This window comes from Allobosea sp. AAP35 (assembly GCF_001295925.1).
GTDB lineage: Bacteria > Pseudomonadota > Alphaproteobacteria > Rhizobiales > Beijerinckiaceae > Allobosea.
Genome location: NZ_LJHQ01000043.1, coordinates 76,557 through 87,560, shown reverse-complemented (window position 1 = coordinate 87,560; position 11,004 = coordinate 76,557). Strand labels below are relative to the sequence as shown.

Below are 11,004 nucleotides of genomic sequence, written 5' to 3'. Positions count from 1 at the left end.
CCAGCCCCGCGGCGCCAGCTGCGCCCCGCCGCGCGCCCGGCGACAAGCCGCTGGCCTCGCCAGCCGTGCGGCTGAAGGCGCGCGAGGCCGGGCTGGATCTGCGCCAGGTCGCGGGCACCGGCCCGGCCGGGCGCATCCTTCACGAGGATCTCGACGCCTTCCTGCTGCGCGGGCCTGAAGCCGAGCGCAAGCCGGGCCTCGCCGAGAAGAGCGGCGTCACCGAGATCAAGGTCGTGGGCTTGAGGCGCAAGATCGCCGAGAAGATGGCGCTGGCGAAATCGCGGATCCCGCACATCACCATCGTCGAGGAGGTCGACGTCTCGGCGCTGGAGGATCTGCGCGCGGTCCTCAACAAGAAGCCGACGGCGGAGCGGCCCAAGCTCACGCTCCTGCCGTTCTTGATGCGCGCCATGGCCAGGGCGCTGGCCGAGCAGCCCAATCTCAACGCGCTCTATGACGACGAGGCCGGCATCGTGCGCCAGCATGCCGGCATCCATATCGGCATCGCCACGCAGACGCCGGGCGGGCTGATGGTGCCGGTGGTGAAGCATGCCGAGGCGCGCGACATCTTCGGCTGCGCGCTGGAGCTTTCCCGCATCTCCGAGCGCGCCCGCCAGGGCACGGCGATCCGCGACGAGCTCACCGGCTCGACCATCACCATCACCTCGCTGGGCGCCATGGGCGGCATCGCCACGACGCCGGTGATCAACCATCCCGAGGTCGCCATCGTCGGCGTCAACAAGATGATGATGCGCCCGGTCTGGGACGGCACGACCTTCGTGCCGCGCAAGATGATGAACCTGTCGTCGAGCTTCGACCACCGCGTCGTCGATGGCTGGGACGCAGCCGTGTTCGTGCAGCGGCTCAAGGAGCTGCTGGAGAACCCGGCAATGCTGTTCATCGATGGGTGAGGTGATGTGGTAACGCGCGGAAACACGACGTCATCCCGGACAAGCCGCGCATGCGGCGCAGCTCCGGGATCCATCATAGGACGCGACGGTGCCCTACGATGGATCCCGGCGCTCCGCTTCGCTTCGGCCGGGATGACGGTGAGGTACGAGAGCACCATGACGAGCGCTGATGGCGAGGACCGCCCATGACCGAGATCACCTGCAAGCTGCTCGTCATTGGCGCCGGGCCAGGGGGCTATGTCTGCGCCATCCGCGCCGGGCAGCTCGGCATCGACACCGTCATCGTCGAGGCGGGAAAGCTTGGCGGCACCTGCCTCAATGTCGGCTGCATCCCCTCCAAGGCGATGATCCATGTCGCCGAGGAATTCGAGAAGGCCGCCCATGCCGCCGCCGGCAAGACGCCCTTCGGCCTGACAGCCGGTGCGCCCGCGCTCGATTTCGGCAAGGCGGTCGCCTGGAAGGACGGCATCGTCGGCCGCCTCAACAATGGCGTCGGGGGCCTGCTGCGCAAGGCCAAGGTCAAGATCCTGTACGGCCGCGCCCGTTTCCGCGACGGCAAGACGGTTGTGGTCGAGACCGAGACCGGCCCCAAGGTGATCCGGGCCGAGCGCATCGTCATCGCCACCGGCTCGGGGCCGGTCGCGCTGCCCTTCCTGCCCTTCGGCGGGCCGGTCATCTCCTCGACCGAAGCTTTGTCGCTGGCGGAGGTGCCGCGGCGCCTGGCCATCGTCGGGGGCGGCTATATCGGGCTCGAACTGGGCATCGCCTTCGCCAAGCTCGGCAGCCAGGTCACGGTCATTGAGGCGCAGGAGCGCATCCTGCCACTTTACGACGCTGAACTGACCGCGCCGGTGGCGAAGCGCCTGACCGGGCTCGGCATCGAGGTGCTGCTCGGGGCCAAGGCGCGCGGCGCCTCGCCGTCGGGCGACGCCTTGCTGGTCGAGACGGCGGACGGTCAGGAGCGGCGCATCGCCGCCGACAAGATCCTCGTCACCGTCGGCCGCGCGCCTTCCACCGAGGGGCTGGGGCTTGAGGAGCTGGTGCTCGACAGGGACGGACGCTTCATCCGGATCAATGAGCGCTGCGAGACCTCGATGCGCGGCATTTTCGCGATTGGCGACGTCACCGGCGAGCCGATGCTGGCGCATCGCGCCATGGCGCAGGGCGAGATGGTGGCGGAGATCGTGGCCGGCCTGCCGCGCGCCTTCGACAAGCGCTGCATCCCCGCCGTCTGCTTCACCGATCCCGAAATCGTCTCGGTCGGTCTTTCGCCCGACGAGGCGGCCCGCGCCGGGCACGAGGTACGGATCGGCCAGTTCCCCTTCGCAGCCAACGGCCGCGCCATGACCCGCGACGGCGAGGCCGGCTTCATCCGCATCGTTGCCCAGGCGCAGAACGGGCTGGTGCTCGGCATCCAGGCCGTCGGCTGCGGCATCTCGGAGCTCTCGACCGCGTTCGGGCTGGCGATCGAGATGGGGGCAACGCTGGAGGATGTCGCGGGCACGATCCACGCCCACCCGACGCTGGGCGAAGGCTTCCAGGAGGCGGCGCTCAAGGCGCTCGGGCACGCCATCCATATCTAATGCGTGCCGCTTTCTCATAGAAACGCGGGTCATCCCGGACGGAGCGAAGCGGAGATCCGGGATCCATTCCTGAACCTCGATCGGATGCGTTCCGGAATGGGTCCCGGGTCAAGCCCGGGACGACGACGCTGTGGTTCCTTGTCAGATGAGCATGCGCCAGGTCACAACGCCGCAGCGGGCGCGCCAGGTGGCCTTTTGGTTTGAAATCGCCGTCCGCTTCCCCCATCTGCAACCTTTGCCGTTTCACCGGCGCATTGGGGAGATTGCCATGTCCGGCGAGCCATGGCCGCCTCTGTCGCCGCTGCAAACCGGGCTACGCGGCCGTTGCCCTCGCTGCGGCAAGGGCCATCTCTTCCAGGGATTTCTGAAGCTGCGCCCCTCCTGCGAGGTCTGCGGGCTCGACTACGGCTTCGCCGATCCCGCCGATGGCCCCGCCTTCTTCGTGATGATGTTCGTCTGCGTGCCCGCGGTCGCCTTCCCGCTCTGGCTCGAACTCACCTATAATCCGCCGACCTGGGTCCACCTCGTCACGACGCTGCCCTTGATCCTGCTGACCTGCATCCCGCCCTTGCAGCCGCTCAAGGGCTGGCTGGTCGCGACCCAGTATTTCCACAAGGCCGAGGAAGGTCGCCTGGCCAAGCCGATGTCCGCAGAAAAGCCCCCGGCCTGAGGGCCGGCGCTCAAAAGCGAGGATCGTGCGCAAGCCGGTCAGATGCCCGACTGCGCCTTCACATAACCGGCGATCTCGGCATGGCTGGCAAACCAGACATCCGGCATCTCCTTGATGTGGGCGATCAGCTTCTCGAGGATCCAGATGCGCGAGCGGTAGGTGATGACATGCGGATGCATCGTCAGCAGGAATAGCCCGCCCTCCTCATAAGCGCGGTCGAATTCGCGCCGGAAGATGTCGAACACCACCTCCGGCGCCGTATAGGGCCGCAGGGCCTGGAAGCGGTTCATATTGAAATAGACCGCGTCGTCGCGGATCCACTCGACCGGCAGTTCGACCATGCCGGTCGGCTCGCCCTTCTCGATGAGCTCGTAGGGGTCGTCATCGGCGAAGAGGGATGAATCGTAGAGCAGGCCGAGTTCGCGCTCGATCGACAGTGTCACCTCCGAGAAGTCCCAGGACGGGGTGCGCATGCCGACCGGGCGGATGCCGGTGACCTTCTCCAGCGTGTCGGCGGCGCGCAGATGGAGTTCGCGTTCGGCGGCGGCTGGGACGGCGGTATTGACCTCGTGAATCCAGCCATGGAGGCCGATCTCATGGCCCTCCGCGATGACGCGGCGCTGCTCGTCGGGGTAGAGCAAAGCGGTCACGGCCGGCACGAAGAAGGTCGCCTGAATGTCCTCCTTCTTCATCAGATCGAGGATGCGCGGCATGCCGACGCGGTTGCCGTACTGGCCCCAGGACAAGCGCCCGACCGAGTTGCCGCCATCGCGCAATTCGTTGGTCTCGTGATCAACGTCGAAGGACAGCGCGACCGCGCAGCGCGCGCCGTTCTTCCAGGTTGCGGGCTTCAGGTTGCGGCCGGCGCGGACGCGATCGACCTTGGCGCGCCAGGTCTCTTCCGGCCACTGCCAGGGGAGGAGTTCGGGTTCGGACATGGGGTGTCTCCTTTATCGAGGCACGTCATGCTCGGGCTCGACCCGAGCATCTCTGGCCGAAGATTCTCGGGTCTGCGCTGCGCTTCGCCCGAGAATGACGGAAGAGGTTCACGCCACCGGCAGCACCGGCACCGCCGCCAGCAGGCGCTTGGTGTAGGCGTCGCGGGGATTGTCGTAGACCTCGCCGGCCGGGCCGCTCTCGACGATCTTGCCGCGATGCATGATCGCGACGCGGTCGCAGAGATGGCGCACGACCGAGAGGTCGTGGGAGATGAAGAGCAGCGTCAGGCCGAGTTCCTGCCGCAACCGGATCAGCAGATTGATGATCTGGGCCTGGATCGAGACGTCGAGCGAGGCGACCGGCTCATCGCAGACGACGACATCCGGCTGCATGGCGAGCGCGCGGGCAATCGCGACGCGCTGGCGCTGGCCGCCGGAGAACTGATGCGGATAGCGGCCGGCGAAAGCTGGATCGAGCCCGACGGCGGCGAGCCATTGCGCGACATAGGTTGCGGCATCGTTGCGGCCGACCAGGCCGTGGGCGAGCGGGCCTTCCGCGATGCTGTCGCCGATGCGCATGCGCGGATTCAGCGAGGCGAACGGGTCCTGGAAGATCGTCTGGATGCGGGTGGTGATCTTATGGGGGCGCTCGCCCGCGCTCATCACCGGCTCGCCGTCGAGCAAGACATGGCCGCTATCGGGCGCATAGATGCCGGCGACCATGCGGCCGAGCGTCGACTTGCCGCTGCCGGATTCGCCGACGAGGCCGAGCGCCTCTCCACGTGCGATCGACAGGCTCACCGCATCGACCGCCTGCACCAGCGGCAGAGGCGCGGCCAGGCCCAGCTTCTGTGCCAGGACATGCAACACGCCCGCCTTGCGCTGGAAGCGCTTGCCGACAGTGTCGATGACGACATAAGGGAGACCGGCGCGGCGATGGCCCGATTCCGCCTGACGCGGCAGGCGCGGCGGCGGGGCGGCATCCGTGCCAGCGCCGCGCGCCAGCATCGCGCCGGGCTTGGCCCGGGACGGCAGCGAATCGAGCAGGCCTTGCGTATAGGGGTGCTTGGGCCGGGTCAGGACCTGGAGCACGGGCCCGGCCTCGACGATCTTGCCGTAGCGCATGACGCAGACATGGTCGGCGATCGAGGCGACGGTGGCCAGATCATGGCTGATCCAGATCAGGGCGGTGCCGAGCTCGGCGACCAGCTCCTTCATCTCGGCGAGGATTTCGGCCTGGATCGAGACGTCGAGCGCGGTCGTCGGCTCGTCGCAGATGATCAGCCGCGGCCGGTGCAGCAGCGCGATCGCGATGGCGACGCGCTGGCGCATGCCTCCGGAGAACTGGTGCGGGTAGAAATCGATCTTCGTCTCGGGCTCGGGAATTCGCACTTGGGCGAGCGCCGCGACAGCCCGCTGGCGACGCTGCGCGCCCGTGACGCTCTCATGCGCTTCAAGTGCGAGCCCGATCTGGTCTCCGATGGTCAGCATCGGGTTCAGCGTCATCATCGGGTCCTGGAAGACCATCGAGATCGCCTTGCCGCGAATGGCCCGCAATTCCGCCGGCGGCAGGCCGACGAGTTCGCGGCCCTCCAGCCTGACCGAGCCGCGCTCGATGCGGCCCGGCGGATCGAGCAGGCCGATGATCGAGAAGCCGGTGATGCTCTTGCCCGAGCCGGATTCGCCGACGAGGCCCATGACCTCGCCGCGCGCCACGTTGAAGGAGACGCCGTCGACCGCCTTCACCACACCGGCGCGGGCGTGGAAGAAGGTAGCGAGATCAGTGACCTCGAGGAGGGGAGGCTGCAGCGCGGCGCTCATCGCTTCAGCCTCGGATTGACCTGGTCGCGGATGCGGTCGCCGACGAGGTTGATGGCGACGATCAGCACGATCAGGGCGATGCCGGGATAGATCGAGATCCAGTAGCGGCCCGACAGCATATACTGGAAGCCGTTGGAGATCAGCATGCCGAGCGATGGCTCGGTCACGGGGAGGCCGACACCGAGGAAGGAGAGCGTCGCCTCCAGCGCGATGGCGCTCGCCACCTGCACCGTCGCGACCACGATCAGCGGTGGCAGGCAGTTTGGGAAGATGTGCTTGAGCACGACGCGCCAGGCCGGCAGCGGCGTCGAGAGCACCGCCTCGACATAGTCCTTGCCGCGCTCGGCCGAGGCTGCGCCATGGGCGGTGCGGGCGAAATAGGCGTATTGCGCGGCCGCCAGCGCGGCGATGAGCTGCATCTTGCCCTGGCCGAGCAGGGCCGAGAGCACGAGCGCCAGCAGGATCGCCGGGAAGGCGAGCTGGAGATCGACCACGCGCATGATGAAGGCCTCCCAGCGGCCGCCGAGATAGGCCGCGCCGACGCCCAGCGTCACCCCGACGGTGAAGGCGAGCGAACCGGCGATCAGCCCCATCTGCAGGGATATGCGCAGGCCGTAGAGGATCGCCGAGAACAGGTCGCGCCCTTGCGCGTCCGTGCCCAGGATATGGGTGTAGCCGGCCGAGCCGACGAAGCCCGGCGGACGGCGGGCATCCATCAGGACGAGGTTGGCGAGATCGTAAGGGTTCTGCGGCGCCACCAGCGGCGCGAAGATCGCGACGCCGAGCATCAGCACGACGACGGCGAGCGCCACCACCGCGACCCTGCTCTGGCGGAACTCGGCCCAGAAGCGGACGACGGGCGACACTTCGTTGGGAGGAGAAGGCTGGGATTGCGACATCTGGCTCATCGCGAACCCGCCCGGCGCAGCCGCGGATCGAGCCCGACATAGGCGAGATCGACGAGGAAATTGATCATGATGAAGACGAAGGAGACGAGCATCAGATAGGCCACCATCACCGGCCGATCGAGCGAGGTGATCGAATCGATGATCAGCTTGCCGATGCCGGGCCAGGAGAAGATCGTCTCGGTGACGACGGCAAAGGCGAGCGTCGAGGCGAATTCGAGCCCGAATACGGTGACCAGCGGGATCGCGATCAGCCGCAGCACGTGCCGGCGCAGCACCGTCCATTCGGACAGACCGGCGGCGCGGGCGAATTTCACCGTGTCCGACAGCATCGCCTCGCGGGTGCCGGCGCGCGCCAGCCGGGTCATCAGCGCGAGCTTGAAGAAGGCGAGATTGGCCGCCGGCAGCAGGAGATGGCTCAAGCCATTGGCGGTGAGGAAGCTCCATTGAACGCCGAAGAGGGCATAAGTCTCGCCGCGGCCACCGGCGGGAAGCCATTGCAGCTCGACGGCAAAGGCGATGATCAGCACGAGGCCGATCCAGAAGGTCGGCACCGAGAAGCCCAGGATCGAGATCGTCATGATCGCCTTGGCGGCGAGACCGTCGGGCCTGTAGCCGGCATAGATTCCGGCAGGGATGCCGATCAGCGCGGCGCCGACGACGGCCGCGAGCGTCAGTTCCAGCGTTGCTGGCAGCCGCGACAGGATCAGATCCAGCACCGGCATGCCGAAGACGAAGGAGCGGCCGAAATCGCCCTGCAGGATGCGCCCGAGGAAGGTGAAGTACTGGCGCCAGAGCGGCTGATCGAGCCCGTAGCGGGCGATCGTGTCGAGCCTGATGTCCTGGCTGACATCGGGGCCGATCAGCACGTCGATCGGATTGCCGATGGCATAGACGCCGACGAAGACCAGCGCGGACATGACGAGCATGACGACGAGCGCCTGACCGAGCCGGCCGAGGATGTGGCCTAGCATGATGCTGCCCGCAGGCCACATCCCACAGCCCTCATCCTGAGGAGCGCCGCAGGCGCGTCTCGAAGGATGTTCCAGAGCGCGCTGGAGCATCCTTCGAGACGCCGCTGAAGCGGCTCCTCAGGATGAGGGCTCAGGGTGGGGACCGCCGCTCTCACGGCCAGTGCTCCACCATCGCCGCGCGCGTCTCCTCGACGCCGACCTGCCAGAGGCTGAGCATCTCATTGTCGGAGCGCTGGTAGCGGCCATGGAAATTGCCGTCGCCGAGGATTTCGCGCCGCTTGGCCGGAGGTGAGGCCTGATAAAGGGCAGCATTGAAGGGGGGCTTTTCCGCGTCGGGCATGGCGACGCCTTCGAGCCGGGTCCAGGGAAAATTCTCCATCCAGGAGGCGTGGGAGGCGGCGGGATCAATGGCCTGAACCGCTGCCTGAAAGCGCGGGCCCGCCCACCAATTGTGCAGGCGCACGCTGGCATCGGTGCGCCGGCCCATCCATTCGGTGGCGAGCGTCATGATCGGCGCATTGCCGCCATGGCCGTTGACCAGCACGATGCGGCGAAAGCCCGAGCGGTAGAACGCCTCCAGCATGTCCTCCATCACGGCGACATAGGTGCTCATGCGCAGCGAGACCGTGCCCGGATAGGCGGCGAAGGCCGGCGTCATGCCATAGGCCAGCACCGGAAAAACCGGCAGGCCGAGCGGCTCGGCGGCATCATTGGCCACCTTCTCGGCCAGGATCGCATCCGTCGCGAGACTGAGAAAAGCGTGCTGCTCGACACAACCCAAGGGCAGAACGCAGCGATCGTCGCGCTTCGCCTGCGCTTCGATCTGCATCCAGTTCATTTGCGCGACACGCACGGCCTGATCCTTGCTAGCAATAGTTCGGCTCGAGACGACGTCGTCATTTCGGGCGGTTGGCGGTGATCGTCGAGCCATCGGCAGAGAAACGGTTTGCCGGGCCGCCGATGCTCCATCATCCTCAATCCCAGCATCCTTGACTCTGGCCTTCGACAGCGTCAAGTTCCATTTGGAACTAAATTGGAAAGCTGGGGAGATCCTGGGCATGAGGCATGCGCCGACAGCCCTTTCACGCGTCAGTCCGGAGCGCGAGCAGGCGCTGCGCGAGCTCGACCCGCTGACCATCACCAAGCTGTGGGACAACCCGTGCTGGCTGTCGTTCAGGCTGAATTTCGTTGCGTTTCGCTTCAACGACCCGGTCTATCGCTGGATCGAGACGCGCTACGGCCTTGTAAGGCCGGAATTCGTCGCGCTCTATGCGGTTGGCCTGCGCGACGGTGTCGCGGCCAAGAACATCGTCGCCTCCTCGGGCCTGCCCAAGAACACGCTCAGCCGCTCGATCCAGAAGCTGCTGCAGCGGCGGCTGCTGCGGCGCGAAACCGATCATGACGATCTGCGCAGCTTCGTTTTGTATCTGACGGCGCCGGGCCGCGCGATTTTTGAAGAAACCATGCCGCTGATGATCCAGCAGCAGACGGCCATGCTGTCGGCTCTCAGCGACACCGAACAACGCCAGCTCTGCGAACTGATGGACAAGCTCGTCATCGCTTCTCCGACCTGGCCAACAGACCTAGAAAAAGAGGGAACAGCACCATGACACCGACCAAGATGACCCGCATCGCCGCGCTCGCCCTGCTGCTGGGATGCTCCGTTTCGACGGCCACGCTCGCCCAGAACCTGACCATCGGCGTGCGCGCCGGCCCCGATTCGATCGACCCGCATTTCACCGCCACCGGCACCCATGCCGAGGCGCTGAAGCATGTCTTCGACACGCTGACCTGGTCGGGCGACAAGCTGCAGATTGAGCCGCGCCTGGCCACGAGCTGGAAGGCGATCGCGCCCGACACCTGGGAATTCAAGCTGCGCTCCGGCGTCAAGTTCCATGACGGCTCGGATTTCACCGCCGAGGACGTCAAGTTCTCGATCGAGCGCATTCCAGTGGTGGCCGGCCCGAACCCGACGACGATCTATGTGCGTCGCGTCAAGGAGGTGAAGATCATCGACCCGCTGACGGTCCATATCGTCACCGACGGCCCGGCGCCGAACCTGCCCAACGACTTCATCCGCCTGTTCATCGTCTCGGCCAAGGCCGCCGCCGGCCTGACCAAGGACAATGCCAACGAGACCTTCAATTCGGGCAAGGCCGCGATCGGCACCGGCCCCTACAAGTTCGTCTCCTGGACGCCGAAGGACCAGCTCGTGCTCGACCGGTTCGACGGCTATTGGGGCCCCAAGGAGCCCTGGGCCAAGGTCATCCGCAAGGAACTGCCCAATGACGCCGCCCGCGTCGCGCAGCTGAAGGCCGGCCAGGTCGACATCATCGTGCGCGCGCCCTCCTCGGATGTGGCGACGCTGAAGCGCGACCCGAAGCTGACGGTCGCGACGATCGACACCGTCTATGTCTTCAACATGGAGATCGACCTGCGCGACACCTCCCCGCAGGTCAGCGCCAAGGACGGATCGCCCCTTCCGAAGAACCCGCTGCAGGACCCGCGCGTGCGCGAGGCGATCGACCTCGCCATCGACCGGCCGGCGCTGGTCGAGATCGCGATGGAAGGGCTCGGCGCGCCGGTCAACCAGCTCGTCACCTCCAGCATCGCCGGCTTCAACAAGAGCCTGCCGCCGCTGAAGGCCGACATCCCCCGCGCCAAGAAGCTGCTCGAGGAGGCCGGCTACCCCAACGGCTTCAAGGCGACCTTCTCCTTCACCAATGACCGCCTGCCGGGCGACCGCCAGGTCGGCACCTCGGTGGCGCAGATGCTGGCCCGCATCGGCCTCGACGTCACCGCCAACGCCCAGACGGCAGCCGTGTTCTTCCCCGCCCGCACGCGTGCCGAGTACTCGCTGGCGATGTCGGGCTGGGGCACGCTGACCGGCGAGGCCAACTACACGCTGTCCTCGGTGGTGCACTCCAACGATCCGGCCAAGAAACTCGGCGCCTTCAATGTGCTCGGCTACAAGAACGCCGAACTCGACAAGCTGATCGAGGATGCCGCGGTCGAGCTCGACGAGACCAAGCGCAACGACCTGCTCTCGCAGGCCAATGCCATCGTCGCCAAGGACCGGCCGCGCCTGCCGATCGTCGCGGTCGGCTCGGCCTGGGCGATGCAGAAGGACGAGGTCACGATTGCCCCGCGCGTCGACGAAGACACGCTGGCGATGGACATCAAGCCCGTCAAGAAGTGAAAG

General features: G+C 66.7%; 10 protein-coding genes. 5 read left to right on the top strand and 5 right to left on the bottom strand.

Going from position 1 to position 11,004, the window contains the following annotated elements; translation table 11 throughout:
• The 3 genes from IP69_RS14895 to IP69_RS14885 all read left to right on the top strand — a co-directional run.
• A partial coding sequence (locus tag IP69_RS14895) for a dihydrolipoamide acetyltransferase family protein (protein ID WP_054143614.1) occupies positions 1-911 on the top strand: 911 nt, incomplete at its 5' end.
• A gap of 185 nt (positions 912-1,096) precedes the next feature.
• A complete protein-coding gene (lpdA, locus tag IP69_RS14890; protein ID WP_054143613.1) occupies positions 1,097-2,494 on the top strand; it encodes a dihydrolipoyl dehydrogenase in 1,398 nt (465 codons plus the stop codon).
• 268 nt (positions 2,495-2,762) lie between these two features.
• On the top strand, positions 2,763-3,164 hold the full coding sequence (locus IP69_RS14885; RefSeq protein ID WP_054143624.1) for a DUF983 domain-containing protein: 402 nt from the start codon (positions 2,763-2,765) through the stop codon (positions 3,162-3,164).
• 38 nt (positions 3,165-3,202) lie between these two features.
• On the opposite strand, the gene IP69_RS14880 is transcribed toward IP69_RS14885, so the two are convergent.
• The 5 genes from IP69_RS14880 to IP69_RS14860 form a co-directional block, all read right to left on the bottom strand.
• Positions 3,203-4,102 (bottom strand): polysaccharide deacetylase, encoded by a 900-nt coding sequence (locus tag IP69_RS14880; protein ID WP_054143612.1) that lies wholly within the window; start codon positions 4,100-4,102, stop codon positions 3,203-3,205.
• A 108-nt stretch (positions 4,103-4,210) separates the two neighbouring features.
• Entirely contained in the window at positions 4,211-5,923 is a 1,713-nt protein-coding gene (locus IP69_RS14875) for an ABC transporter ATP-binding protein (protein ID WP_054143611.1), read from the bottom strand.
• Positions 5,920-6,822, bottom strand: a complete 903-nt coding sequence (locus tag IP69_RS14870; protein ID WP_197279892.1) for an ABC transporter permease — start codon at positions 6,820-6,822, stop codon at positions 5,920-5,922. The genes IP69_RS14875 and IP69_RS14870 overlap by 4 nt, the downstream gene beginning before the upstream one ends.
• A gap of 5 nt (positions 6,823-6,827) precedes the next feature.
• Positions 6,828-7,802: an ABC transporter permease gene (locus IP69_RS14865; RefSeq protein WP_054143623.1), complete on the bottom strand. Its 975-nt coding sequence runs from the start codon at positions 7,800-7,802 to the stop codon at positions 6,828-6,830.
• A 151-nt stretch (positions 7,803-7,953) separates the two neighbouring features.
• Positions 7,954-8,655 carry a creatininase family protein gene (locus IP69_RS14860; protein WP_054143609.1) on the bottom strand — a complete coding sequence of 234 codons (702 nt, stop codon included), beginning with the start codon at positions 8,653-8,655 and terminating at the stop codon, positions 7,954-7,956.
• A 10-nt stretch (positions 8,656-8,665) separates the two neighbouring features.
• Here IP69_RS14860 and IP69_RS14855 point away from each other — a divergent pair, with 10 nt between their 5' ends.
• Positions 8,666-9,412, top strand: a complete 747-nt coding sequence (locus tag IP69_RS14855; protein ID WP_156323480.1) for a MarR family winged helix-turn-helix transcriptional regulator — start codon at positions 8,666-8,668, stop codon at positions 9,410-9,412.
• On the top strand, positions 9,409-11,001 hold the full coding sequence (locus IP69_RS14850) for an ABC transporter substrate-binding protein (protein ID WP_054143607.1): 1,593 nt from the start codon (positions 9,409-9,411) through the stop codon (positions 10,999-11,001). Before IP69_RS14855 ends, IP69_RS14850 begins: the two co-directional genes overlap by 4 nt.
• The last annotated feature ends 3 nt before the right edge of the window (positions 11,002-11,004 follow it).

Coding starts and splice junctions, on each gene's coding strand:
- lpdA (WP_054143613.1), top strand. CDS start 1,097: ATGACCGAGATCACCTGCAAGCTGCTCGTCATTGGCGCCGGGCCAGGG.
- IP69_RS14885 (WP_054143624.1), top strand. CDS start 2,763: ATGTCCGGCGAGCCATGGCCGCCTCTGTCGCCGCTGCAAACCGGGCTA.
- IP69_RS14880 (WP_054143612.1), bottom strand. CDS start 4,102: ATGTCCGAACCCGAACTCCTCCCCTGGCAGTGGCCGGAAGAGACCTGG.
- IP69_RS14875 (WP_054143611.1), bottom strand. CDS start 5,923: ATGAGCGCCGCGCTGCAGCCTCCCCTCCTCGAGGTCACTGATCTCGCT.
- IP69_RS14870 (WP_197279892.1), bottom strand. CDS start 6,822: ATGTCGCAATCCCAGCCTTCTCCTCCCAACGAAGTGTCGCCCGTCGTC.
- IP69_RS14865 (WP_054143623.1), bottom strand. CDS start 7,802: ATGCTAGGCCACATCCTCGGCCGGCTCGGTCAGGCGCTCGTCGTCATG.
- IP69_RS14850 (WP_054143607.1), top strand. CDS start 9,409: ATGACACCGACCAAGATGACCCGCATCGCCGCGCTCGCCCTGCTGCTG.